Here is a 23,961-nt window from a genome sequence, read left to right on the forward strand (position 1 = left end):
CCACCTGAAGCGATTCAGTCCTTCGCTTGCCAAATGACCGGCGGAGGTAGATGCTTGCTACGTACAACTAGATGTGTTGAACACGCAAGCACCGGTCGCCCCTCGTGACGCCGGTCGAATCCCGAAAGCCCCGCCCATGACAGACACGCTTGTCGCCGCTCCGGCCACCGACCCGACCCCGACCGGCCCCGACGCGCTGCTGGCCGAATCGGCCGACATCGCCGGTGCCGTCGTCGACCTGATGCGTCAGTTGCACGGCATCAAGGCCCGGTTGGCGGTCGGCCCCGAGGCCGACCACTCGCCCTTGCTGCTGCTGGCCAAACTCGTCCACGCGGGCCCGCAGCGGGCCAGCGCGCTGGCCGACCTGGTCGGCGCCGACCCGTCCACGGTCTCCCGTCAGGTCGCCGCACTGGTCAAGGCCGGGCTGGTGGTCCGCGAGGCCGACCCGGACGACGGCCGGGCCTGCCTGCTGGTGCCGACCGCTCTCGGGCGGGAACGGGTGCAGGAGTACCGGCAGCGCCGCGCGGCGGCCATGGCCCCCCTGATCCAGGACTGGACGGCGCACGAGCGCGCCGACTTCCTGCGCCTGCTCCGCAAGTACGTCACGAGCATCGACGCCCACCGCGACGACGTCATCGCGACACTCACCGCTCATCCGCAGAAAGGCCAGTAATGGCAACCGCAACCGGGGAAATTCAGGCGGCCCCGACCGCCTCGCCCTCTGGGCTGACCCACAAACAGATTCGCTTCATCCTGTTCGGCCTGATGGCCGGCATGCTGCTGGCCGCCCTGGACCAGACGATCGTGAGCACCTCGATCCGGGTCATCGCCGACGATCTGCACGGGCTGTCCGCCCAGGCCTGGGTGACCACCGCGTACCTGATCACCTCCACGGTGACCACCCCGCTGTACGGCAAGCTCTCGGACATCTACGGCCGCCGGCCGATGTTCCTGACCGCCATCAGCATCTTCATCTTCGGCTCGCTGCTGTGCACGTTCTCCACCTCGATGTACGAGCTGGCCGCCTTCCGGGCCATCCAGGGCATCGGTGCCGGTGGTCTGTTCTCGATGGCCCTGGCCATCCTGGCCGACATCGCCCCGCCGCGTGAGCGGGCCAAGTACCAGGGCTACTTCCTGGCCGTGTTCGGCATGTCTTCGGTCGTCGGACCGCTGGTCGGCGGGTTCTTCGCCGGCGCCGAGACGATCCTGGGCATCGCCGGCTGGCGCTGGGTCTTCCTGGTCAACGTGCCGATCGGCATCCTGGCCCTGGTCATCGTCAGCATCACCCTGCACATCCCGCACATGCGGCACGACCACCGGGTCGACTGGTGGGGTGCGACCGCGCTCATGGTCGGGTTGGTCCCGCTGCTGATCGTGGCCGAGCAGGGCCGCGAGTGGGGCTGGATGTCCGGTTCGGTGCTGGGCCTGATCCTGCTGGGCATCGTCGGTATCGCCGCCTTCATCGCCATCGAGATCAAGATGAAGGACGAGGCGCTGATCCCGATGCGCCTGTTCCGCAGCCGGGTCTTCTCCACCGGCCTGGGCGCGAACGTGCTCATCGGTCTGGGCATGTTCGGTGCCCTGTCCACCCTGCCGCTGTACCTGCAGCTGGTGAAGGGGGCGACCCCGACCGAGTCGGGCCTGCTGTTGATCCCGATGATGGTCGGCATCATGGGCGGCTCGGTGCTCTCCGGCCAGCTGACCATGCGCACCGGTCGGTACAAGATCTTCCCGGTGATGGGCACCGCCCTGCTGACCGCGTCGTTCTTCCTGATGCTGACCGTGGACGTGGACACCGGCTACCCGCTGCTGGACCTGTACTTCGTGATGATCGGCCTGGGGCTGGGCCTGTGCATGCAGACCCTGCTGATCGCCGTGCAGAACACGGTGCCGGCCAAGGACATGGGCGTGGCCACCTCGTCCGCGACCTTCTTCCGGCAGCTGGGCGGCACCCTGGGTGTTGCGGTGTTCCTGTCGCTGCTGTTCAACTCGCTGCCTGACAAGATCCAGGGGGCGTTCCAGTCGGCGGCCGGTAACCCGGCGTTCCTGTCGGCGGTGCAGACCGCGGCCCAGGATCCGAACAGCCCGGGCCACGCCACCGCGCTGGCCCTGGTCCAGGCGCAGACCAACCCGGCCGCCGCGGCGTCGGTGACCGATGCGTTCAACAGCGACTCGTCGTTCCTGAGCACGCTGGACGCCAACATCGCCCGGCCGTTCCAGGAGGGCTACGTCGCCTCCACCCAGTTGGTCTACATCATCGGCGGCATCATCATGGCCGTTGCCTTCGTCCTGGTGTTGACCATGAAGGAGCTGCCGCTGCGCACGCAGTCGGCGATCGACGAGCGGCTGGCCGAGCAGGCGGCCGAGGCCAAGGACGCCGAGGCGCTCTCGTTCGAGGGTGCCTTCAGCGCGGTCGACGCCGGCGACGCCAGCACCGCGGCGACCACCCGGCCGACCACCGAGTCGACCTCCCCGTCGTCATCGGGTGGCGGGCGGCATCAGGGTGGCCGGCACAGTGCGGCCGACGAGGACCTGGTCCCGGCGTGGGAGATCGCCGGCGACACGGTCAGTCCGGGCGCCGGTCGGCATCGCGCCTGAGCATCCCGCGTGCGACTCGGGGCCCCGCCAGATTCTCTGGCGGGGCCCTTGTCGTGCGTCCCGGCCGGGCGCCGGGGGCGGATACCTGGCCGGTCGGGCAGGCCCGGCCCTGCCCGCGATGAGGGGGCGGGCACGCCGGGGTGACGGTTTGTGCGAGCCCGCCTGTTCGCGGGGCCGTGCAGCCGGTTAGCTCGTCACTGGGTGAGGTCCGGTCGACTTCGCCGGCCGGGCGGAAGGGTGGAGCGCGATGAACACCGCGGGGGCTGCGACGTCGGCCGCGCCGATCGACCCGCTGCGCCGGGCCGAGAACGGGTGCTACCGGGACGAGCTGGTGTGCGTGCTGGCCGCCGACGGTGCCATCCCGGTCTCCGACACCCGCGTCGTGCGCACCCCGCACTTCGAGTTGTGGCGCCACGACTGGGAACTGGTCGTGCGGCACCGGATCCCGCCGGCGCAGATCGACGACGCGCTGACCACCGTGATCAACGACGAGCTGTTCGGCCCGGGCTGGCTGTCCGGCAGCGAGATGTTCGAGCGGATCTTCACCGGGGTGGTGCTCACCTCGGCCGCCGATCCGATCGAGGCCTGGATGCTGTTCTACGGCAATAGCCTTCGTCGCTACGACGCGGCGGGTGCGGGGGATGCGTTGGCCGACTTCGCCTCGATCCACCGGCACGCCGACGCGCTGGTGCCCGCCGACGCCTCGGTGCTGGAGATCGGTTGCTGCTTCGGGTTCCTGTCGCTGCGGCTGGCCCGCGCGGCCGGCCGGTCGGTGATCGCCTCGGACCTGTCGGCCGGCACCGTCAGGCTGCTGCGGGTGGTCGCCGACCGGCTCGGCGTACCGCTGGGCACCCTGGTCGCCGATGCGGCGCGCCTCCCGCGCCCGGATCGCAGCGTGGACGTGGTGCTGATGGTGCACCTGCTCGAGCACCTGGACCCGGACCACTGCCGCCGGGCGATCGACGAGGCGCTGCGGGTGGCGGCCCGGCGGGTGGTGATCGCCGTGCCCTACGAGGACGAGCCGACTCCGGCGTTCGGCCACCTGCGCACCCTGGACGAGTCCGACCTGCGGGCCTGGGGGAGCGCCTGCCCCGGCTGGACCTGGTCCGTGCACGAGCATCTGGGCGGCTGGCTCATCCTCGACCGCGGCTGAGGCCCCCGGTTCGCTTCGCTGATCAAAGCCGCGCCGGGGCCGGGGTGTCGCCCGATCCGGCGCGGCTTTGATCAGCGAACCCGGGGGTGGCGGTCAGATCAGGCCCATCTTGCCGGCCAGGTGCACGGCCTCGGCCCGGCGGGAGACGCCCAGCTTGCGCAGGATGTTGCCGACGTGAAATTTGACGGTGGTGTCGGAGATGAACAGCTTCTTGCCGATCTGCACGTTCGACATGCCCCGGGAGAGCAGCTCGAGCACCTCCTGCTCGCGCGAGGTCAGCTTCTTGTCCGCGTCGACCGGTCCGGCGTGCAGCCCACGGACCATGGCGGCGGCGCTGCGCGCATCGAAAGCGCTGCCGCCGCGGCTGATGTCGCGGATCGCCCGGATCAGCGCCGAGGTGTCGACGTCCTTGACCACGTAGCCGCGGGCGCCGTTGTGGATGGCCGCCAGGACCAGGTGATCGTCGATGAAGGTGGTCAGCACCAGCACACCCAGGTCGGGATGCTCGGCGACCAGGGCCGCGCACAGGTCCAGGCCCTCGGTGTCCGAGCCGGAGGAGAGCTTGAGGTCGAGCACGACGATCTGCGGCCGGGCCTGCCCGACGACGGCCTTGGCCGCCTCGATCGTCGCCGCCTCGCCGACCACTCGCAGGTCGGGCTCGCGTTCCAGGATGGAGCGCAGGCCGTGCCGGACGATCGCGTGATCGTCGATCAGCACGATCTTGATCGGGGCCGCCGGGTCGGCGGTGCGCGGGTCGGTCACGACGGCTCCAGATCGGTCGGGTGGATGTCGGTGAAATCCGCCGCGAAGCGCACCGGCAGCGGGATCCGGACCTCGATGCGCACGCCGCCGAGCCGGGCCCGGCGGAAAGCGATGCTGCCGCCGACCTTCTCGGCCCGGACGGCCATGTTGGCCAGGCCCCGGTGCCGGCCGTCGGTCATCGCGGCCCGTTCGATGCGCAGCAGCCGGCTCAGCGTGACCGGATCACCCGTGCCGTCGTCGGCGATGCTGAGCACCAGCAGGTCGGGGCGGTAGCGCAGCCGGATCACCGCGCGCTGCGCCTGCGTGTGGGTGGCCACGTTGAACAGTGCCTCGCCGGCGATCCGGACCAGCTCGTGGTCGGCCCGGGGATCGATCGGGGTAGCCCCGCCCTCGACCCGCACCTGGACCTGCAGCCGCGGCCGGTAGTGCCCGGCCAGCTCCGAGATCAGCTCCGGCAGCGTCGCCGGGGACTCGCCGCTGGCCGCGTGGTGCAGCGCGTAGATCGCGTCCCGCAACTGCTGGATCGCTTCCTGGGTCAGGTGTTTCGCGCGGTCGAGTTGCTTGGCCAGGTCGGCCCCGGCCGGGCCCAGGTCGGCCGCGTCGCCGCGGGCCATCTCCACCGCCATGCCGGCGCTGAGCACGAACTGGCTCACGCTGTCGTGCAGTTCGCGGGCGATCCGGTGCCGTTCGGCGTCCAGCAGTTCGCGTTGCCGCGCGGCCACCAGCCGCTGCTCGGTGGCCCGCAACTCGTTGGTGCGCAACGTCAGATTGCGGTTCTGCTCGGTCGCCTCGTCGTAGAGCCGCCGGGCCCGCTGGTGCAGCTCCAGCCCGGCCTGGTACTGCTCGGAGGTGTGCAGGGCCACCGCCGCCTGGTTGGCCAGCACCCGCAACACCGACAGGTCACCGGGTTCCGGTGGGGCGGGCAGGTCGTGAATGGCGACCAGGCCGCCGACCAGTTGACCCTCCAGCGTCATCCGCACCCGGATCAACGAGGTGTCCGGTTCGGTCGGTTCGACCGAACCGGATCTGATGGCCTGCAGTTCCGCCCGGACCACCTCGAGCAGGTCCGCGTCCTCGATCGCCCGACCGGTTCCGTCGACGGCGACGAACCGGGGGCGGGCTCGGGTCAGGCTGCCGTCGCACAGGGCCAGCACCACCCAGGGCGCGGACAGGTGGTCGCCGGCGGTCCGGGCCACCTCCTCGAGCAGCGAGCGGGGCCCCTCGTCGGTGCGGATGAACTCCCGGTAGTACGAACGCTTTCCGGACCGGACCCCGGTGAGCAGGGCCAGATCCGGTGGCTCGCCGCGAGAATGGTCGTTCATGCCGGCGGCCGCCGTCACATCGCGGCCCGGAGCAGGCCCTCGATGTCGACGGCGTCGGCGCTCCGGGGATTGGTGGACAGGCACGCATCCTGCAGGGTGGACTGGGCCAGCCGGGGGATGTCCTCGTCGCTGACGCCGATGTCGCGCAGCCCGCGCGGCACCCCGACCTCGTCGCCCAACCGCCGCACGTAGGCCGAGAGCAGGCCGGCGACCTCCTCGGGCGGTGCGCCGGCCACCGGCAGCCCGACGGCCAGGGCCAGGTCGCGGAAGCGGTCGGGGATCGTCTGCGCGTTGTACCCGATGACGTGCGGGAGCAGGATTCCGTTGATCACCCCGTGCGGCAGGTCGAGCAGCCCGCCCACCTGGTGGCTCATGGCGTGGGTGGCGCCGAGGATGGCGTTGGTGAAGGCCAGCCCGGCCTCCAGGCTGGCCTGCGCCATCTGGGTACGGGCCCCGAGATCCTCGGGGCGCTGGATGGTGGCCGGCAGGTAGTGGCTGACCAGCCGGACCGCGGACAGCGCGTGCCCGTCGGCGAGCGGGTTGTGGGCCAGCGAGACGAACGACTCGATGCCGTGGGTGAGCGCGTCCAGACCGGTGGCCGCGGCCAGCCATTCGGGCATGGTGGTGAGCAACCGTGGATCGGTGATCGAGATGTCGGGCACCAGGGCCCGGCCCATGATGGTGATCTTCACCGCGCTCTCGGTGTCGGTGACGATGCAGAACTGCGAGACATCAGCGCCGGTACCGGATGTCGTGGGGATCATGAGCAGCGGCGGGATGGGCCGGGTGACCTGGTCGACACCCGCGTAGTCCAGGATCGAGCCGCCGTTGCCGGACAGGATGGCGATGCCCTTGGCCGCGTCCATCGCCGACCCGCCACCGATGCCGATGAGAACGTCGCACCCGGACTCCCGGTACTGCTCGTACCCCTGGGTGATCTCGACGTCCTTGGGATTGGGGGTGATGCCGCGCCAGACCACCGGGTCCAGCCCGGCGCCGCGCAGGTGGACCAGCAGCTGGTGCACCCAGCCGGCGTCGTGCACACCGTCGTCGGTGACCACGAACGGGCGCCGGGCGCCGAGCCGGGCCGCGGCGAAGCCGGCCTCGGCCAGCGCGCCGAGGCCGAAGACGACCTCAGGGGCGTGGAACTTGACCACCGGCGACGGGCGGGGCGGGGTGGCGCCTGCAGCGTGCGTATGCGTCCGGATCACTTCCTTGTGCCCGATGGCGACCATGCCCACCTCCGTCCGACCAGCCGTTGTCATGGCGCTGCATCGATGTCGATGTCGATGTCGATGTCGATGTCGGTGGCGGCTCGGTCGGGGCCGATCGGCCGGAACATCGTCTCCCGTCGGCCGGTCGAATCGTACGTCCCCGCGGCCGTCCCCGGTCGTTCTCCGGTCGATCGGTTCATCGTGCTCCCGCCCGGCCCACCGCTCGCCCACCCGGCCGACCACCTGCCGGCTGCCTGCACGCTACGGGCCCCGGCGGCGGGTGCGAACCGCTGGACGGACAGGGTCGACCTACCCATTCGGGCAGGTCAGTCCGGGGCCAGCAGCCGCGCGATGGTCGCCAGCAGCCGGCCGCCCATCTCGGCGAAGACCCGCCGGCCCTCCTCCGCGTCGGCGCCGGTGGGTTCGCCCAGGACGCCGGTGGGGCTGACCGCGCGGATGCCATCGGTGCTGATCCGGGGCATCAGCTCGGCGATCGGCGCGGTCTGGCCCGGCACCGCCCGGTCCATCCGCACCCGGTCGGGGTCCAGGTGCAGCATCAGGCTGGTCTCGCGATCGCCGGCGTGCGGGTCGGCCCGCGGTCCGGCGCTGGCCGCGTGGTGCACGTGCAGCGAGCGGCCCTCGTACCTGCTCACCTCGACCGCCCGGCGCAGCGCATCGGCGTTGCCGCCGTGGCCGTTGACCACCAGCACGTGCCGCCAGCTGCCGGCGGCGTGCCGGACGAACTCGATCAGCACGGTGGCCAGTGCCTCGGTGCCGATGGACAGGGTGCCGGGGAAGTGCGCGTGCTCGCCGCTGGCGCCGTAGGGCATCACCGGGGCCAGGCCGACCTCGGGTCGCCGGGCGTGGGCCCACTGGGCCAGCCGGGTGGCGATGACCGTGTCGGTCGAGAGCGGCAGGTGCGGTCCGTGCTGTTCGGTGGAGCCCAGCGGCAGCAGCAATACACGTCGGGGTGAGCGGTCGACCTCGGGCCAGGTGGCCGCGGCCAGCGGTTCCAGGCCGTTCATGACGAGCCGACGGTCCGCCGGCGCCGCCACCGCGGCAGATCGCGCACCCGGGGCAGCACCGGCTCCGGATTGCGGTGGCGCAGCACCCCCTGCCAGACGCCCAGGCTGTAGGCGGCATCGTCCAGCGCGTGCGCGACGAGGGTCTCGGCGGCCAGCCGCACCAGGCCGATGCGGCCCGGGTCCCGCTGGGCCGGGCCGGTGCGGCCGGCGCCCGCCCGGACGTCCTTGGCCACCTGATAGGCCAGCCCGGCTGCGGCCGCGACGGCCAACCGCCGGCCCACCCGCGGTCGCAGCAGGCCGACCAGCAGGGTGACCGGCAGCATCGGACGGATCAGCCAGCGGCCCAGGGCGGCCCCGGCCCGCAGGTGTCCCAGGGCGGCGAGCTTGCGGGCGTGCGCGGGAGACAGCTCGGGCATGCCCCAGGGCGCGATGACGGCGGTGACGGCGGCCGCCGCGACGCCCAGGGCCGGTTGCGCCAACACGGCCAGCAGCCACGGGCCCAAGGACCAGATCGACACGTCCAGGTGCTGCAGCGCGCCGGGATGCTTGGCGGCCAGGTCGGCGGCGCCGGTGCCGTAGAGCCGGCGCCGGTTCAGCGCGGCGGTCAGGGTGCCGCGCGGCCGGTGGGCGACGTGCACGGTCGGGTAGTACCGCACGGCGCCCTGCTCGAGCAGCCGCCAGACCAGGTCGACGTCCTCACCGACATGCATGGCCTCGTTGAAGCCGCCGGCCCGGCGGAACGCCTCGGCGTCGACCAGCATCGCCGCGCTGGGCACGTACGACACCGCCCGGCCGGGACCGACATCGCTGGGGTCGGCACCGAGATCCAGCGCGCAGACGCGTTCTTCGAACCAGCCGCCGGACCCGGTGCCGGGCAGCGGGACGATCTGCGGCGCGGCCAGCAGCACCCGGGGGCCGGGATCGCCGGCCGCGCCACCGGTGTCGGCGGTCTGGGTCAGGTGCGCCTTGAGCGCGCCGATCCATTGCCGGTCGGGGATGGTGTCGGCGTCCAGGAACGCGATCCAGGGGGTGCGGGCCAGGGCGGCACCGGCGTTGCGGGCGGCGGCCGGGCCGCGGAACCGTTCGTGCCGCAGCACCTGCAGGCCGGGGCGTTCGTCGGCCAGTCCAGCGAGCGGATCGGGGGAGCCGTCGTCGACCAGGATGACCGGCAGATCGGCCGGCAGGGTGGCCAGGAGCTCGCGCACCGGACCGGCCGCCGACCGGGCCGGAATGACGACGGTGACGCCGTCGTGGCCGGCGGCCGCCGGGGCGGGGGCGACGAGCAGCCCGGCGGTGCGCAGCCGGCGCACCAGTTCCTCGACGGCCGCCGGCTCGGGGGGTCGCGGGCGTCCGTCGAGCAGCTCCCGGACGATGTCGGCGCCGCGGTCGGTCATCGTGATCACCCGGTACGGCGCGCCGCCGGCCAGCGTGGTGCGATCCAGCCAGCTGGTGCCCGGCCCGAGCCGCCACCGTTGGGCCACCGCCCGCCCCGCCGCCCCGCTCGGCCGGCTCATCCGACGAACCCGGCGTCGACCCGCAGCTCGGTCCCGGTGACCGCGCCGGCGTCCGGTCCGCACAGCCAACTGACGGCCGCGGCCACGTCCGCCGGTTCGATCAGCCGGCCCAGTCGTTGGGACGGGCCGAACTGCTCGATGTCGGTGAGTCCGTAGATCTGCGCGCTGCGTTCCAGCAGGGTGGTCCGGGTGCTGCCCGGCAGGATCGCGTTGGCGGTCACCCCGAACTCGCCCAGGTCGGCGGCCAGGGAGCGGAGGTAGCCCAGAGCTGCGTGTTTGGACGCGACGTAGGCGGCCAGCCGGGGCAGCCCGACCTGACCGGCGACCGAGACGACGGCGACGAACCGGCCGGTGCCCTTGGGGGCGGTCAGCAGCAGCGGCACCGCCGCCCGGGCCAGGTTGGCCACGCCGTAGAAGTTGGTGTCCAGGTCCAGGGCCAGCTCGGCCCGGGTGTACTCCCAGGCCGGGCGGGCCGCGCCGATGATGCCGGCCACCGCGACCACCGCCCGCAGCCGACCGGCCGGCACCTGCCGGACGGCGCCGGCCAGCGCGTCCTCGTGGCGCACATCGGCGGTGGCCGTGAGCACCTGGCCGCCGGCCGACCGGCAGGCCTGCGCGGTCCGCTCCAGGTCGTCGGCGGTGGCCAACGGGTACTCGACGGCCGCGTGCAGGTCGGCGGCCGCCCGGTCGATCAGCAGCAGGTCGAACCCGTCCCGGGCGAGCCGGGCGGCGGTGGCCGCCCCGATGCCGCGGGCCGCGCCGGTGACGATCGCGAACGGCCGGGCCCCGTCTTCGGGGTCCAGTGCGGTGGTCATGGGGGTACCTCGCCGTCGGGAGAGCCGAGCAGGGCCAGCGACTGGTGCAGCAACTCGATCAGTTCGGCGCCGTCGTCGGCCAACCATTGCTCGTACGCCGACAACGCCGCGCCCAGGGCCAGGTGGCCCAGGGTTCGCGGAATCAGGTCATCCGGGTCCAGCCCCAGCCGACCGGCGGCGAATCGAGCGACCACATCGCGCCAGGCTGCGTAGTGTAGCGTCGAATAGGCCTGCAGGGAAGGCGAACTCAGGATCAGCCGCATCCGGGTGCGCAGCGACTCGGTGGCCGGCCGGTCGAAGGAATTGAAGTCGATCACGGCGGCCCGGATCGCCTGGACCACGGTCAGCTCCGGCGGGCAGTGGGCGAACCAGTGCGCGAAAGCCGCCAACTGGCTGTCGAACTCGCCCCACACCGCGTCGTTCTTGGACTTGAAGTACCGGAAGAACGTGCGCCGGCCGATGCCGGCGGCGGCGGCGATCTCGTCGACCGAGGTCACCTCGAAACCCCGCTCGGAAAAGATCTCCAGGCAGATGCGCTCCAGCTCGCCGCGGCTGGTCGCCGCCGGCCGGCCGGGAGCGGCGGGACCCGCCGGGGCGACCGCGGCGGTCGGGGCCGGAGCCGATCGGTGAACCACGCCGTCACCTATACCTTCGGACAGTTGACAGTGGCACTGGGTGCCAATACCGTCGATTGTGGCACGGAGCACTGCCGTTGTCATCCCCCGCAGTATCGGACCATGGAGGTTGGTCATGCCGGAAGTCATTGTCGACGAGAAGGTTTCGACGAGCGCGGAGAGTGCGCCGGAGGCCCCGCTGGTGACCAGCGACCTGCTGGTCGAGGACGTGTCCATCGACGGAATGTGCGGGGTCTACTAGGCCGGCCCGGTCGGCCGTGACGGGCCGGGGCCGGTCGATGCCGGTCCGGCCCTTCGCGGCCCCGTTGGTCGTGTCGGTGCATTCCCGAGAAGCGAGGTTCGACGATGAGTGCTGTCTCGATGGGGGCGCCGACCGGGGCGCCGGTTCCCTTCGTGCCGGAACTGCCCTATGAACTCCACCCGGCGGTCGAGGTCCGGCCGGAGCCGTTCGGGGCCCTGCTCTATTCGTTCAAGACCAGGCGGCTGTCCTTCCTCAAGGACCCGGACCTGGTGCGCGTGGTCCGCTCGTTGGCCGACCACCCGACGGCCGCCGCCGCCCTGCGCGCGGCCGGCATCACCGATCCGGTTCGGTTGACCATGTTCGAACGGGCGCTGGCCACTCTGGCCACGACCGACACCATCAGGGAGCGCGCGTCATGACCACTGCCGTCCTGCCGCTGGTCGAGCACTTCGCCCTGGGCCTGCAGTCGCCGATCTGCCTGACCTGGGAGCTGACCTACGCCTGCAATCTGGCCTGCGCCCATTGCCTGTCCAGCTCCGGGCGGCGCGATCCGCGCGAGCTGAGCACCGCCGAGTGCAAGGCCGTGATCGACGAGCTGGAGCGGATGCAGGTCTTCTACGTCAACATCGGCGGCGGCGAACCGACGGTGCGGCCGGACTTCTGGGAGCTGGTCGACTACGCCACCGCCCACAAGGTCGGCGTCAAGTTCTCCACCAACGGGATCAAGATCGACCAGCAGGCGGCGCAGCGGCTGGCCGCCAGCGACTACGTGGACGTGCAGATCTCCCTGGACGGGGCGACCGCCGAGGTGAACGACTATGTGCGGGGCCGGGGTTCGTTCGACACCGCCATCCGCGCGATGGAGAACCTGGCCGCCGCCGGCATGGTCGGCTTCAAGATCTCGGTTGTCTGCACCCGGCAGAACCTGGACCAGCTGGACGCGTTCAAGGCCATCGCCGATCGCTACCGGGCCCAGTTGCGGCTGACCCGGCTGCGCCCGTCCGGGCGGGGCGCCGACGTGTGGGACGAGCTGCATCCCACCGCCGCCCAACAGCGCGAGCTCTACAACTGGCTGGTGGCCAACGGGGAGAACGTGCTGACCGGGGACTCCTTCTTCCACCTGGCCGCCTACGGCGAGGCGCTGCCCGGCCTGAACCTGTGCGGGGCCGGCCGCGTCGTCTGCCTGATCGACCCGGTCGGCGACGTCTATGCCTGCCCGTTCGCCATCCACGAGTCCTTCCTGGCCGGAAACGTCCGCTCGCCCGGGGGTTTCGCCGGGGTGTGGCGCGAGTCGGAGCTGTTCACCGAACTGCGCAAGCCACAGAGCGGCGGCGCCTGCGCGTCCTGCTCGGCCTTCGACGCCTGCCGGGGTGGGTGCATGGCCGCCAAGTTCTTCACCGGGCTGCCGCTGGACGGCCCGGACCCCGAGTGCGTCAAGGGGTTCGGTGAGATCGCACTGTCCAAGATCGAACCCGGACGCTCGCCCAAACCCTCGGAGGACCATTCGCACAGCAAGGCGCTGCGCAATGGCCCGGTGATGCTCACCCTCAAGACCCGTCCCTCCCGCAGTTGCGACGAGAACCCGCTCGCGGGTCTGGCGCCGGCGCGGGACCGGGCCGCCGTCGGCGGATAGCCGACCCCGCGGCCAGCACTGCTCCGATTCCGTCCGCTGGAAGAAAGGCCTCGCTGTGGGTAACAAGTGGTTCGAAACCGTTGCCGAAGCGCAACGGCGCGCCAAGAAACGCCTCCCCAAGTCGGTGTATCTGGCGCTGGTCGCAGGCTCGGAGAAGGGCCTGACCGTGGCCGACAACCAGGCCGCGTTCGGTGAGCTGGGCTTCGCCCCGCACGTGGCCGGACTCTCGGCCAAGCGGGATCTGGCCACCACCGTGATGGGCCAGGAGATCTCACTGCCGGTGATCATCTCGCCGACCGGCGTCCAGGCGGTCGACCCGGACGGTGAGGTGGCGGTGGCCCGAGCGGCCGCCGCCCGGGGTACTGCGATGGGGCTGAGCTCGTACGCCAGCAAACCCATCGAGGAGGTCATCGCGGCCAACCCGCAGACGTTCTTCCAGGTCTACTGGTCCGGCAGCCGGGACCAGATCCGGCAGCGGGTCGAGCGGGCCCGGGCGGCCGGGGCCAAGGGCCTGATCCTGACCCTGGACTGGTCGTTCTCCATGGGCCGGGACTGGGGCAGCCCGAAGATCCCGGAAAAGGTCAACCTGAAAGCGATGTGGGACTACGCGCCGGAGGCGATCACCCACCCGCGGTGGCTGTGGTCGTTCGGCAAGACGCTGACGATCCCCGACCTGACCGTGCCGAACCTGACCGACCCGGGGCAGAGCGCTCCCACCTTCTTCGGCGTCTATTACGAGTGGATGCAGACCCCGCCGCCCACCTGGGACGACGTGGCCTGGCTGGTCGAACTGTGGGGCGGTCCGCTGATGCTCAAGGGCATCTGCCGGGTCGACGACGCCCGCAACGCGGTCGCGGCCGGTGTCAGCGCGATCTCGGTGTCCAATCATGGTGGCAACAACCTGGACAGCACTCCGGCCTCGATCCGGGCGCTGCCGGCGATCGTGGACGCGGTCGGCGATCGGGTCGAGATCGTGCTCGACGGCGGGATTCGCCGGGGCAGCGACGTCGTCAAGGCGGTCGCCCTGGGCGCGCGGGCGGTGATGATCGGCCGGGCCTACCTGTGGGGGCTGGGCGCCAACGGTCAGGCCGGAGTGGAAAACGTCCTGGACATCCTGCGCGGGGGAATCGATTCCGCCGTGCTGGGCCTGGGACATTCGACGATTCACGATCTCTCGCCGGCCGATCTGGTCATCCCGCCGGGCTTCGAACGGACCCTGGGCGCGGTCGAGGTCTGACCGACCGCCCCGCCGCGGCACGCAAGGCCAGGAGGCTTCATGCCTCCTGGCCTTTGCCTGCGTTTGGCGGCCCCGCTGGGGTGCCGAGTGGCACTGGTGTCGCCCACGTCGGACCATATGCTCCGATGAGAGTCCGTGCGGCGCCGGCCGCCTCACCCGCCGACCAGCCCGCACCTGTCCATTTGGCCAGGTATCACGTCCGATCGGACGGTTTCACCGGTCAGGCCTTCCGCCGGCCGGAACCCGGTCGTAGCGTCAGTGCTGTCTTCGCAAGCGCCGGCTGCGGGCTTCGAGGCCATCCAATCCGGTGTCCGCCAGGCGATGTCGCCTGCGTGAAAGAGGAGTGACCATGAAGGTCGAAGAACTGCTCAAGCCGTTCCCCATCAAGGAGTTTCACCCGTTCCCCCGGGCCATGCTCGGGCCGGGTGCGTTCGAGATGGTCGGACCCGAGGCGATCAAGCTGGGCTTTCGCAAGCCGCTGGTGATGACCTCCGGGCTGCGTGGTTCCGGTCTGGTCGAGCAGTTGATGGGTTCGCTCAAGTGGCACGGCATCGAGGCGGTGCTCTACGACCAGGTGGAGTCCAACCCCAAGGACTACAACGTCATGGACTCGGTCGCCCTGTACCAGGAGAACGACTGCGACAGCTTCATCTCCATCGGCGGCGGGTCCAGCCACGACGCCTGCAAGGGCGCCCGGATCTCGGTCGCGCACGACGGCCGCAACGTCAACGACTTCGAGGGCTTCAACAAGTCCGAGAACCCGCGGAACCCCCCGCACATCGCCATCTCCACCACCGCCGGTACCGGCTCGGAGACGTCCTGGGCCTACGTCATCACCGACACCACGACCGACCCGAACAACCCGCACAAGTACGTCGCCTTCGACGACGCCGCGGTGGCCACCCTGGCCATCGACGACCCGACCCTGTACTACACCTGCCCGATCGACTACACCGCGCAGTGCGGCTTCGACGTGCTGGCCCACGCCAGCGAGCCGTACGTGTCCCGGCTGAACTTCGAGCCGTCGCTGGGCAACGCGATCCGGGCGATCAAACTGACCGCGGAGAACCTGCGTCAGGCCACCTGGAACCCGACCGATCTGGCCGGCCGCGAAGGCATGATGTACGCGCAGTACATCGCCGCGCAGGCCTTCAACTCCGGCGGCCTGGGAATCATCCACTCCACCTCGCACGCGATCAGCGCGTTCTACGACACCCATCACGGGCTCAACAACGCGATCGCCCTGCCCCGGGTGTGGGCGTTCAACATGCCCACCCACTACAAGCGGTTCGCCGATATCGCCCAGGCGATGGGCGTGGACACCCACGGCATGACCGACGTGCAGGCCGCCGAGGCCGCGCTGGCCGCCGGCATCCGGCTGCTGCGCGACGTCGGCATCCCGGAGAAGTTCGTCGACGTCAAGCAGGACTCGTACTCCAAGAACCGGCTGGGCCAGGGTCCGACCGAGTACTACAAGAAGGCCCCGGTCATCAAGGGCGACAAGGCCGATGTCGACCGGATCACCAACCACATCCTGGGCGATGCCTGCACCCCGGGCAACGCCAAGGAGTGCACCTTCGACACCGTGCGCCCGGTCGTCGAGCACTGCATGAACGGCGACCTGGACGATCTGCTCAGCTAACGCGACGTTCTCGCCCGCACCACCCATCAGCGTGCCGGCGTGGCCCGGTCCCCAGCCCGGGACCGGGCCGCGCCGGCCGAACCCAGGAGCCCCCGTGAGTACTTTCGCCACTGTCGACGACGTCAGTGCCGCACTGGCCGAGCACGGCTACATCCCCGACCGTCGGGTCGCCACCACGGTGTTCCTGATGATGCAGCTGGACCGCCCGGCGTTGCTCGAGGGGCCGGCCGGTGTGGGCAAGACCGAGCTGGCCAAGGCGATCAGCCTGATCACCGGGCGCCGGCTGGTGCGCCTGCAGTGCTACGAGGGGCAGGACGAGACCAAGGCCCTGTACGACTGGGACTACGGCAAGCAGCTGCTCTACACCCAGCTGCTGCGCGACAAGATCGGTGAGATCGTCGCCGAGGCAAGTGATCTGGAATCAGCGGTGGACCTGCTGGCCAAGCACGACTCGGTGTTCTTCTCCGAGCGGTTCCTGGCGCCGCGACCGCTGTTCGAGGCCATCCACGGGCAGGAACCGGCCGTCCTGCTGATCGACGAGGTCGATCGGGCGGACGAGGCCCTGGAGGCGGTGCTGCTGGAGACCCTGGGCGAGTACCAGATCTCCATCCCCGAGTTGGGCACGTTCGCGGCCGGAACGGCGCCGCTGGTCCTGCTCACCTCCAACAACACCCGGGATCTGTCGGCCGCGCTCAAGCGCCGCTGCCTGCATCTGTTCCTGGACTACCCGGACGCCGACCGGGAGCTGGAGATCCTGCGCAGCAAGGAGACCGGGCTGTCCGACGCGCTGGCCACCCAGTTGGTGCAGGTGGTCCGCGGCCTGCGGGAACTGGAACTGCGTAAGGCGCCCAGCATCTCCGAGACCATCGACTGGGCCCGCACGCTGGCCGTGCTGGGGGCGCAGGAACTGGACGCGACGATCCTGGCCGACACCGTGTCCGTCGTGGTCAAGTACGAGCGCGACCACGCCCGGGCGATCAAGGCGCTGCCGAAGCTGGTCGACCCCAACGCGGTGGTACCCGAGCACCGGCCCGAGCACGGTCACGGCCACTCGCACGCGCACGGCGGTCATTCGCACAGTCATGCGGACGGCGACCACGAGCACAGCCACGACGACCACGGGCCCAGCCACCCCCACGATTCCGACGAGGTCGGCGTGGCCCGGCGGGCCGAGAAGGACAAGCCCGGCCGGCACGGGCCGGGCCACTACGGAACACCGCCGTACGCGGCCGACGGCGAGGACCTGGTGCCCGAGCCGGTGCCCGTGGCCACGGTCACCGCCGACCGGGGCAAGCGTTCCTTCGCGGCCGGCCTCGGCCGTCGCCGCGCCCTGTAGGACCGGCCATGCAGGAGACCATCCACCGGTTCGTCCGGTTCCTCCGGCTGGCCGGGGTCCGGGTCTCGGTGGCCGAGGTGGTCGACGCGGTCACCGCCGCCACTCAGCCGGGCGTGCTGGCCGACCGGGAGACGCTGCGCGGGGCGCTGCTGGTGACGCTGATCAAGGACCGGCGGGATCGGGAGAGCTTCGAGACCGTCTTCGACGCCTTCTTCTCCCTGCAGCCGGTCTGGACCGCCGAGCCGGACACCCATTCGCACGCGCACGACGACCTGGTCGACGAGGGTGCGCTGAAGAATTTCACGCTGACCGAGGAGCCCTCCCAGACGCCGGGTTTCGGCCACAGTCACGACAAGCCCAAGGACATCCGCCGGTACTTCGACCCGAAGGACATGGCCCAGCAGTACAACCTGCACCAGGAGGCCGACAAGGTGGACCTGGCCGCCCTGAGCGACGAGATGGTGCTCTCGGCCGACCGCCCGACCACCGATTCGGCCGCCCCGCGGGTGCAGATCGAGACCAGCCACCTGCATGGCGCGACGATGCCGCACGAGCTGACCACGGCGACCGGAGCCAAGCTGGACACCAACCTGTCCGTCGCCGAGGAGGCGGCCTTGATGGACTGGCTGGCCGCCGGCGAGGACCCCGAGCTGCCGCCCGAGGTGCTGGCCCAGTTGCGGACCCAGGTGGCCGGCATCCTGGACAAGCTGCCGGAGATGCTGCGCAAGCACCTGGCCGCTTTCGCCGCGCTGCGCGAGCAGGCCGTCGAGGGCGCCGAACCGGCCCGGCAGGCCGCGGTGCAGGCGATCTCGGAGGCCGACCGGGCCCGGCTGGAGGAGACGCTGCGCGAGCTGGTCCGGTCGATGAGCGGCGCGCTGACCCACCGCCGTCGCCCGGGCGCGCGGGGCAAGATCGACTCGGCCCGCACCATGCGGCAGAGCATGCGGTACGAGGGCATCCCGTTCCGCCCGGTGTCGGTGGTCCGGGCCCAGGACCGGCCCCGGCTGGTCATTCTCGCCGATGTCAGCCTGTCGGTCCGGCTGAGCACCCGCTTCACCCTGCAGGTCGTGCACGGCCTGCAGCGGCTGGTGCCGCGGGTGCGCACGTTCGCCTTCGTCGACCAGGTCGCCGAGGTGACCGACGTGTTCGCCGACCATGGCGTCGAGGACGCGCTCGGCCTGCTGATGGGCGGCGACATCCTCGACGTGGACGCCAATTCCGACTACGGCCAGGTGTTGGTCAGCTTCCTGGAGCAGTACGGCAGCGAGATCAACCGGCGCACCACGGTGCTCATCCTGGGTGACGGCCGCGGCAACGGCAAGGACCCCCATCCCGAGGCCCTGGAGGAGCTGTCCCGGCGGGCCCGGGAGGTGATCTGGCTGACCCCCGAGGCGCGGTACTCCTGGGTGCTGGCCGGATCCGACATGCCGGTCTACGAATCGCTGTGCAGCCGGGTCGAGGTCGTGCCCGATCTGGCCTCCCTGGACCGGGTGGCCCAGAAGTACGCCGGAGCGAACGCCAAAGGAGGCGTCCATGCATATTCCTGACGGTTTCATCAACGCACCGGTCTCGCTGGCCGGCGGGGTCATCGCGGCCGGGCTGATCGTCGTCTCGGTGCGCAAGGCCGCGGCCGATCTGGATGACCGGCAGGTGCCGCTGGCCGGCCTGGTGGCAGCCTTCATCTTCGCCCTGCAGATGCTCAACTTCCCGGTCGCCGGCGGCACCAGCGGGCACCTGCTCGGCGGCTGCCTGGCCGCCGTGCTGGTCGGGCCGTGGGTCGGCAGCCTGGCCATGTCGGTGGTGTTCATCGTCCAGGCGCTGGTGTTCGCCGACGGTGGCCTGACCGCGCTCGGCCTGAACATCATCCTGATGGGCTACACCACCTGTTTTGGTGGCTACGGCATCTTCCTGCTCATCCGGAAGCTGCTGCCCGCCAAGCGCTCCGCCGTGGTCACCGCGTCCGCGGTCGCCGCCTGGTGCGGCGTGGTGCTGGCCAGCGTCGTGTTCGTCGGCTACTACGCGCTCGGCGGGCAGGGGGGTGCCCCGCTGGGCACGGTCGCGGTGGCGATGATCGGGGTGCACATGCTGATCGGGATCGGCGAGGCCATCATCACCGGGCTGACCGTGGGCGCGGTCCTGGCGACCCGACCCGATCTGGTCTACGGTGCCCGGGATCTGCGACCGGCGCTGCTGGTCGGCACGGTCGATCCCACCGGCCCCGCGGCGAGCACCCGGGGATCGTCCGCATGAGCCGCCGGTCGCTCACCTGGTTCGTGCTGCCGGGTGTCGGGATCGCCTTGATCCTGGCCTTTTTCGTCAGCCCGCTGGCCAGTTCCGCACCGGACGGGCTGGAACGGGTGGCCATCGACCAGGGCTTCGAGGCCCAGGCCACCGCCCACGCCATGGCCGACGCGCCGCTGGCCGACTACGGAGTGGCCGGAGTGCAGACGCCCTGGTTGTCCACCGGGCTGTCCGGGGTCATCGGCGTCCTGCTGTGCTTCGTGCTGGCCGGCGGGGTCGGGTTGGCCATCCGTCGAGCCCGTCGCCGCACGGCGACGCCGGCAGGGTGATCCCGGTGGCCGACGAGGTGGCGCACCGCCACGTGTTTTTCGTGCACGCCGACTCCGGGGTGCACCGGCTGGCGCCGGAGTGCAAACTCGTCGCCACCGTGCTGTTCGTGTTCGCGGTGGTCGCCACCCCGCGGGCGGCGGTCTGGGCGTTCGTCGCGGACGGGCTGATCCTGGTGCTGATCGCGGTCACCGCGCGGGTGCCGCTGGGCCGGTGGGTCCGCCGGCTGGTGATCGAGGTGCCATTCCTGGCCTTCGCCGTGTTCCTGCCACTGGTCGGCGGGGGTCCGTTCGTCCAGGTCGGATTCCTGAGCCTGTCCGAACCGGGACTGTGGGGGGCCTGGAACATCGTGGTCAAGGGCACCCTCGGGGTGGCCGCCACCTCGTTGCTGACCGCGACCACCACCGTGCCGGAGCTGCTGCACGCGCTGGAACGCCTGCGGGTGCCCAGACCGGTCGTCGGGATCGCCGGGTTCATGGTTCGCTACGGCGAGGTGCTGGCCGACGACCTGCGCCGGATGCGGATCGCGCGGCAGTCCCGCGGGGACGATCCGCGGTGGTTGTGGCAGGTCATGGGCATCGCCCGGACCGCGGGCACCCTGTTCGTCCGGGCCTACGAGCGCGGTGAGCGCGTCTACATCGCCATGCTGGCCCGCGGGTACGGCCTCGGACCCGACCGGCCGGCGACGGCGGGTGCGGACGCGGCGCCGGCCCGCCGGGCCTGGGTCGCCGCGCTGACCGCGCCGGTGGCCGCGGGCCTGATCTGTGCCGTCGCGGTCCGGGCGGCGGCATGACCGGGAGGCTCGAGGTGCGGGATCTGGCCTTCGCCTATCCCGACGGCCGGCAGGTGCTGTTCGGGGTGAACCTCACGGTCACGCCGGGGGAGCGGGTCGCCATCCTGGGTCCTAACGGCGCCGGCAAGACCACCCTGGTGCTGCACCTGAACGGCACGCTGCTGGCCGGCGCCGGCACGGTCCGGGTGGACGGGGTGAGTGCGGCCAAGAACTCCCTGCGGGAGATCCGGCGGCGGGTCGGCATCGTGTTCCAGGATCCCGACGATCAGCTCTTCTCGCCCACCGTCCGCGACGACGTCGCGTTCGGTCCCCGCAATCTGGGCTACCGGGGAGCCGAGCTGGACCGTCGGGTGCAGGCCGCGCTACAGGCCGTGGGCATGACGCCGTTCGCCGACCGGGCACCGCACCACCTCAGTTTCGGCCAGCGTCGCCGGGTCGCCGCCGCCACCGTGCTGGCCATGGACCCGACCGTGCTGGTCCTGGACGAGCCATCGTCGAACCTGGACCCGTTGGCCCGTCGCGAGTTCGCCGACATCGTGCTCACCCTCGGGCTGTCCACGGTGATCGTCACCCACGACCTGCTGTACGCGCTGCAGCTGTGCCCGCGGTCGGTGATCCTGAACGGCGGGCGGATCGTCGCCGACGGCCCGACCCGCGACATCCTGGCCGACGAGGCGTTGCTGGCGGCCCACCGGCTGGAACTGCCGGTCGGCTGCGCCCTACCGGGCTGACCGGCCGCCGATCAGCCCGGCGGCGGCCGGAACAGCCCGAGCGTCCTACCGCTGCCAGGGGGCGATGATCGGCAGCTCGCGGCCGTCCACCGCCGGCACCGGCCGGCCGTCGCGCACCACGTAGCGCAACCGCGGGCCGCGCTCAGCGATCGACTCGACCGCCTGCACCAGCCGCTGCACGTGCTCGGTGGTGGTGCCCAGCCCGACCGAAGCGCGCAGAGCCTGGCCGTTCTCGGCGTCGGCGCAGCCGGCCGCGCCGAGCAGCTTGCGCACCAGCGGGTGGGCGCAGAACGCGCCGTCGCGCACGCCGATGCCGTGCTCGGCGGACAGGGCGGCGGCGACCACCGCGGGCTTCTGCCCGGCGATGGTGAAGGTGGCCACGCCGATGCTGTCGGCCCGGTCGCCGAACAGCGAGTGCACGGTCACCCCGGGAATGCCGGCCAGGCCGCGGCGCAGCGTCTCGGTCAGTGCGGTCTCGGCCTGGGCCAAGGCTTCTCGATCGGCGGTGGCCAGCACGTGGCAGGCGGTGGCCAGGGCCACGGTGCCGGGCACGTTGGGTGACCCGGCCTCGTGCCGGTCGGGCAGCGGCTTGTAGTCGGTGGCGTCGTCCCGGACCGATGCGGTGGCGCCGCCGCCGATCAGGTACGGCGGGGCCGCGGCCAGCCAGTCGGCCCGGCCGATCAGCGCGCCCGTTCCGTACGGGGCGTAGAGCTTGTGCCCGGACAGCGCGACGTAGTCGACGCCGAGGTCGGTGATCGAGAACGGGCGGTGCGGGGCGAGCTGCGCGGCGTCCAGGGCGGTGCGGGCTCCTCGGGAGCGGGCGACCCGGGCCAGCTCGGCGACCGGCCACACCTCGCCGGTCACGTTGGACGCGCCGGTGATCACCAGCAGGGCCGGCCCGGGGGCGCGCCGGCGCAGGGCCTGGTCGACCAGGGCGACGGCGTGCGCGGGGGAATCGGGGGCGGGCAGCCGGACCACCCGGCGGTCGCGACCCGGGGCCCGCTCGGCCGACCAGGGCAGCAGCGCGGCGTGGTGCTCGGTCTCGAAGACCACGACGGTGGTCCGGGCCGGCAGGCAGTGCGCGAGCAGGTTGAACGAATCGGTGGTGTGCCGGGTGAAGATCACCGCGTCGTCGGCCCGCCCGCCGACGAAGCTGCGGATCGGCTCCCGGGAGCCCTCGTACAGGCTGGTGCAGACCTTGGAGTGCCAGCCGGCCCCGCGGTGCACGCTGGCGTACCGCTCCAGCAGCTCGTCCACGGTGTCGCGAACCACCCGCAGCGCCGGCGCGGAGGCGCCGTGGTCGAGATTGGCGTACTCGGCGGTGCCGCCGGTGGCCAGCGGCACCCGGGCGTGCGCGCCGACCAGGTCCAGGCCCGGGGCGTGCGGGTGGGTCACCGGGCCGCGACGGGCCGGCCGGACCGCCGCGGGAAGCTCCGTGGTCCAAGGGTTGTCGCCGGCCAGCGCGGCCGCCAGATCAGGTCGTTCGAGTGCGATGGTCACGATGGTCCACCCCTACGGTCCGTGGGACCACCAGGAAGACCGGAGGCCCGCGCTTGCCGAGCGCACCTCGCGCACGGCCAGGTCCTCACCCGGGGCACCCCACCGCGGTTGGAGGGTTGCCGGCCAGCAAGCCGGGGCTATCTGCTGGCACTCATGACCTTGGACGTGGACGTTAGCAGACGCCTGGGCGCCGCGCTACGACCTGGATCACACCGGCGGCACCGGTCCGGGACGGCCCCCCGCGCCGACCGAGGCCTACTGGGCGCCGGGCTGCTCGCACGCCCGGTGGGCCGCCCAGTCGATCGCCGGCCGGTCCAGCCCGCGCCGCTGCAGGTAGCGGTTCGCGGTCCGGCGGGCCCGAATCACCACTCGCGCCATCTCCACCGCGTTGGCCGGGAACATCGTCGGCAGCATCCGGTCGGGCCGGAACATCCAGGTGCCGGCCCCGGATCGGACCAGCTGACCCACCGCCCCGATCTGGCGCTGGTTCCACAGCAGGTCGTCGTGCCGGTGCAGCAGCACCGACGCCGGCCCGGCGGTGAGCGCGGGGCCCGGGTCGTCGACCAGAAAGGCGCCCGACCCGGGTGCGGGGGTGAGCCGAACCCGCCGCAACACCGGCAACTCGCCGTCGGCGGCGGTGCCCAGCACGGCGCCGGAGAATCCGGGCAGTTCCTGCGCGAGCCGGGCCCAGGCGCCCCCGTCGGCCGGCGTGGCGACGGCCGCGCCGCCCATCGGCCGCCGGTCCGCCGCGGGCGCCGTGCTGACCTCCACCGGGGTCACCGTGATCACCAGCCGCAGGTAGTACCAGTCGAAGAGCCGGCGGCTGAACCGGTTGGCGCCGTAGGTGCGGGACGCGGGTTGCCGCTGGGCCAGGCGCTGCCAGTAGCGCTCGAGTCCGGTGGTGCCGGGATGGATCTGTTCCGGGCACCCGGCCGTCCCGCGGACCAGGATCTGCGGCAGATCGGTGCGCCCGGTCCCGGTCGGATCGGAGAACAGCAGGGCCACCCGGGGGTCGCGACGGATGTTGAACGCCTTCTGCGGGAACGAGATCGAGGTGGTCAGCACGATCCGGTCGGTGGCCGGGTCCCAGTCGAAGACGGCCGGCCAGGCGATCGGGACGCCGTTGCGGGACAGAGTGGCCAGCTCGCAGGTGCGGTACTGGTCGATGGCGGTCCGGATGTCGATCCGGCGATCGGCCGGACGGGTGGTCGGGACGGCGGGGGTGACGGTCAGGTCGGTCAT

Annotated in this window: 23 protein-coding genes and 1 riboswitch; of the genes, 14 read left to right on the forward strand and 9 right to left on the reverse strand. The window is 71.7% G+C overall.

The genetic code is table 11. The features are described from left to right. The first annotated feature begins 136 nt into the window (after positions 1–136). From NAMU_RS03790 to mftM, 3 genes are all read left to right on the forward strand, one after another. Entirely contained in the window at positions 137–673 is a 537-nt protein-coding gene (locus NAMU_RS03790) for a MarR family winged helix-turn-helix transcriptional regulator (RefSeq protein ID WP_015746092.1), read from the forward strand. Further along, entirely contained in the window at positions 673–2,598 is a 1,926-nt protein-coding gene (locus NAMU_RS03795; RefSeq protein WP_015746093.1) for an MDR family MFS transporter, read from the forward strand. The genes NAMU_RS03790 and NAMU_RS03795 overlap by 1 nt, the downstream gene beginning before the upstream one ends. Positions 2,599–2,845: 247 nt before the next feature. Continuing rightward, on the forward strand, positions 2,846–3,751 hold the full coding sequence (gene mftM / locus NAMU_RS03800; protein WP_015746094.1) for a mycofactocin oligosaccharide methyltransferase MftM: 906 nt from the start codon (positions 2,846–2,848) through the stop codon (positions 3,749–3,751). A gap of 93 nt (positions 3,752–3,844) precedes the next feature. Here mftM and NAMU_RS03805 read toward each other — a convergent pair whose 3' ends face one another. The 7 genes from NAMU_RS03805 to mftR all read right to left on the reverse strand — a co-directional run bounded on the left by NAMU_RS03805 (position 3,845) and on the right by mftR (position 11,038). Next, positions 3,845–4,513: a MadR family response regulator transcription factor gene (locus NAMU_RS03805; RefSeq protein ID WP_015746095.1), complete on the reverse strand. Its 669-nt coding sequence runs from the start codon at positions 4,511–4,513 to the stop codon at positions 3,845–3,847. After that, positions 4,510–5,835 (reverse strand): GAF domain-containing sensor histidine kinase, encoded by a 1,326-nt coding sequence (locus NAMU_RS03810; RefSeq protein WP_041369766.1) that lies wholly within the window; start codon positions 5,833–5,835, stop codon positions 4,510–4,512. The genes NAMU_RS03805 and NAMU_RS03810 overlap by 4 nt, the downstream gene beginning before the upstream one ends. 14 nt (positions 5,836–5,849) lie before the next feature. After that, positions 5,850–7,070: an iron-containing alcohol dehydrogenase gene (locus tag NAMU_RS03815; protein WP_015746097.1), complete on the reverse strand. Its 1,221-nt coding sequence runs from the start codon at positions 7,068–7,070 to the stop codon at positions 5,850–5,852. Between the two features lie 305 nt (positions 7,071–7,375). Beyond that, positions 7,376–8,074, reverse strand: coding sequence for a mycofactocin biosynthesis peptidyl-dipeptidase MftE (gene mftE, locus NAMU_RS03820; RefSeq protein ID WP_015746099.1), 699 nt, complete (start codon positions 8,072–8,074; stop codon positions 7,376–7,378). Continuing rightward, positions 8,071–9,588: a mycofactocin biosynthesis glycosyltransferase MftF gene (mftF, locus tag NAMU_RS03825; protein ID WP_015746100.1), complete on the reverse strand. Its 1,518-nt coding sequence runs from the start codon at positions 9,586–9,588 to the stop codon at positions 8,071–8,073. The genes mftE and mftF overlap by 4 nt, the downstream gene beginning before the upstream one ends. Beyond that, positions 9,585–10,403: an SDR family oxidoreductase gene (locus NAMU_RS03830; RefSeq protein ID WP_015746101.1), complete on the reverse strand. Its 819-nt coding sequence runs from the start codon at positions 10,401–10,403 to the stop codon at positions 9,585–9,587. The genes mftF and NAMU_RS03830 overlap by 4 nt, the downstream gene beginning before the upstream one ends. Then, complete coding sequence (gene mftR, locus NAMU_RS03835; RefSeq protein WP_015746102.1) at positions 10,400–11,038, reverse strand: mycofactocin system transcriptional regulator; 639 nt, start codon at positions 11,036–11,038, stop codon at positions 10,400–10,402. The genes NAMU_RS03830 and mftR overlap by 4 nt, the downstream gene beginning before the upstream one ends. A 115-nt stretch (positions 11,039–11,153) precedes the next feature. Between mftR and mftA the strand changes: the two genes are divergently transcribed. The 11 genes from mftA (at position 11,154) to NAMU_RS03890 (ending at position 21,219) form a co-directional block, all read left to right on the forward strand. After that, complete coding sequence (gene mftA / locus NAMU_RS03840; protein WP_015746103.1) at positions 11,154–11,279, forward strand: mycofactocin precursor MftA; 126 nt, start codon at positions 11,154–11,156, stop codon at positions 11,277–11,279. A gap of 104 nt (positions 11,280–11,383) precedes the next feature. Beyond that, the gene (gene mftB, locus NAMU_RS03845; protein ID WP_015746104.1) at positions 11,384–11,698 is read left to right on the forward strand and encodes a mycofactocin biosynthesis chaperone MftB; all 315 of its coding nucleotides are present in this window, start codon (positions 11,384–11,386) and stop codon (positions 11,696–11,698) included. Next, positions 11,695–12,912, forward strand: a complete 1,218-nt coding sequence (mftC, locus tag NAMU_RS03850; RefSeq protein WP_015746105.1) for a mycofactocin radical SAM maturase — start codon at positions 11,695–11,697, stop codon at positions 12,910–12,912. The genes mftB and mftC overlap by 4 nt, the downstream gene beginning before the upstream one ends. A 55-nt stretch (positions 12,913–12,967) precedes the next feature. Next, on the forward strand, positions 12,968–14,149 hold the full coding sequence (gene mftD / locus NAMU_RS03855) for a pre-mycofactocin synthase MftD (protein ID WP_015746106.1): 1,182 nt from the start codon (positions 12,968–12,970) through the stop codon (positions 14,147–14,149). Positions 14,150–14,498: 349 nt separating this feature from the next. Then, positions 14,499–15,791, forward strand: a complete 1,293-nt coding sequence (gene mdo / locus NAMU_RS03860) for an NDMA-dependent methanol dehydrogenase (RefSeq protein WP_015746107.1) — start codon at positions 14,499–14,501, stop codon at positions 15,789–15,791. 94 nt (positions 15,792–15,885) lie between these two features. Then, positions 15,886–17,127: an AAA family ATPase gene (locus NAMU_RS03865; RefSeq protein ID WP_015746108.1), complete on the forward strand. Its 1,242-nt coding sequence runs from the start codon at positions 15,886–15,888 to the stop codon at positions 17,125–17,127. Between the two features lie 8 nt (positions 17,128–17,135). Next, complete coding sequence (locus NAMU_RS03870) at positions 17,136–18,674, forward strand: VWA domain-containing protein (protein WP_015746109.1); 1,539 nt, start codon at positions 17,136–17,138, stop codon at positions 18,672–18,674. Next, positions 18,661–19,377 (forward strand): energy-coupling factor ABC transporter permease, encoded by a 717-nt coding sequence (locus NAMU_RS30210; RefSeq protein WP_041368405.1) that lies wholly within the window; start codon positions 18,661–18,663, stop codon positions 19,375–19,377. The genes NAMU_RS03870 and NAMU_RS30210 overlap by 14 nt, the downstream gene beginning before the upstream one ends. Next, on the forward strand, positions 19,374–19,697 hold the full coding sequence (locus NAMU_RS30215; RefSeq protein ID WP_052307796.1) for a PDGLE domain-containing protein: 324 nt from the start codon (positions 19,374–19,376) through the stop codon (positions 19,695–19,697). Before NAMU_RS30210 ends, NAMU_RS30215 begins: the two co-directional genes overlap by 4 nt. A 5-nt stretch (positions 19,698–19,702) precedes the next feature. Further along, positions 19,703–20,488, forward strand: a complete 786-nt coding sequence (gene cbiQ, locus NAMU_RS03885) for a cobalt ECF transporter T component CbiQ (RefSeq protein WP_015746110.1) — start codon at positions 19,703–19,705, stop codon at positions 20,486–20,488. Next, a complete protein-coding gene (locus NAMU_RS03890) occupies positions 20,485–21,219 on the forward strand; it encodes an energy-coupling factor ABC transporter ATP-binding protein (protein ID WP_015746111.1) in 735 nt (244 codons plus the stop codon). Before cbiQ ends, NAMU_RS03890 begins: the two co-directional genes overlap by 4 nt. A 45-nt stretch (positions 21,220–21,264) precedes the next feature. Here NAMU_RS03890 and NAMU_RS03895 read toward each other — a convergent pair whose 3' ends face one another. After that, positions 21,265–22,719 (reverse strand): aminotransferase class V-fold PLP-dependent enzyme, encoded by a 1,455-nt coding sequence (locus NAMU_RS03895; protein WP_015746112.1) that lies wholly within the window; start codon positions 22,717–22,719, stop codon positions 21,265–21,267. Positions 22,720–22,763: 44 nt separating this feature from the next. Then, positions 22,764–22,878, reverse strand: a riboswitch (SAM riboswitch). 96 nt (positions 22,879–22,974) lie between these two features. After that, a complete protein-coding gene (locus NAMU_RS03900; protein WP_015746113.1) occupies positions 22,975–23,961 on the reverse strand; it encodes a pyridoxamine 5'-phosphate oxidase family protein in 987 nt (328 codons plus the stop codon).

This window comes from Nakamurella multipartita DSM 44233 (assembly GCF_000024365.1).
GTDB lineage: Bacteria > Actinomycetota > Actinomycetes > Mycobacteriales > Nakamurellaceae > Nakamurella > Nakamurella multipartita.

Bases quoted from the DNA above. Each gene is read 5' to 3' on its own strand.
- NAMU_RS03790 (WP_015746092.1), top strand. From the start codon at position 137: ATGACAGACACGCTTGTCGCCGCTCCGGCCACCGACCCGACCCCGACC.
- NAMU_RS03795 (WP_015746093.1), top strand. From the start codon at position 673: ATGGCAACCGCAACCGGGGAAATTCAGGCGGCCCCGACCGCCTCGCCC.
- mftM (WP_015746094.1), top strand. From the start codon at position 2,846: ATGAACACCGCGGGGGCTGCGACGTCGGCCGCGCCGATCGACCCGCTG.
- NAMU_RS03810 (WP_041369766.1), bottom strand. From the start codon at position 5,835: ATGAACGACCATTCTCGCGGCGAGCCACCGGATCTGGCCCTGCTCACC.
- NAMU_RS03815 (WP_015746097.1), bottom strand. From the start codon at position 7,070: ATGGTCGCCATCGGGCACAAGGAAGTGATCCGGACGCATACGCACGCT.
- mftE (WP_015746099.1), bottom strand. From the start codon at position 8,074: ATGAACGGCCTGGAACCGCTGGCCGCGGCCACCTGGCCCGAGGTCGAC.
- mftF (WP_015746100.1), bottom strand. From the start codon at position 9,588: ATGAGCCGGCCGAGCGGGGCGGCGGGGCGGGCGGTGGCCCAACGGTGG.
- NAMU_RS03830 (WP_015746101.1), bottom strand. From the start codon at position 10,403: ATGACCACCGCACTGGACCCCGAAGACGGGGCCCGGCCGTTCGCGATC.
- mftA (WP_015746103.1), top strand. From the start codon at position 11,154: ATGCCGGAAGTCATTGTCGACGAGAAGGTTTCGACGAGCGCGGAGAGT.
- mftB (WP_015746104.1), top strand. From the start codon at position 11,384: ATGAGTGCTGTCTCGATGGGGGCGCCGACCGGGGCGCCGGTTCCCTTC.
- mftC (WP_015746105.1), top strand. From the start codon at position 11,695: ATGACCACTGCCGTCCTGCCGCTGGTCGAGCACTTCGCCCTGGGCCTG.
- mdo (WP_015746107.1), top strand. From the start codon at position 14,499: ATGAAGGTCGAAGAACTGCTCAAGCCGTTCCCCATCAAGGAGTTTCAC.
- NAMU_RS03870 (WP_015746109.1), top strand. From the start codon at position 17,136: ATGCAGGAGACCATCCACCGGTTCGTCCGGTTCCTCCGGCTGGCCGGG.
- NAMU_RS30210 (WP_041368405.1), top strand. From the start codon at position 18,661: ATGCATATTCCTGACGGTTTCATCAACGCACCGGTCTCGCTGGCCGGC.
- NAMU_RS30215 (WP_052307796.1), top strand. From the start codon at position 19,374: ATGAGCCGCCGGTCGCTCACCTGGTTCGTGCTGCCGGGTGTCGGGATC.
- NAMU_RS03890 (WP_015746111.1), top strand. From the start codon at position 20,485: ATGACCGGGAGGCTCGAGGTGCGGGATCTGGCCTTCGCCTATCCCGAC.
- NAMU_RS03900 (WP_015746113.1), bottom strand. From the start codon at position 23,961: ATGACCGACCTGACCGTCACCCCCGCCGTCCCGACCACCCGTCCGGCC.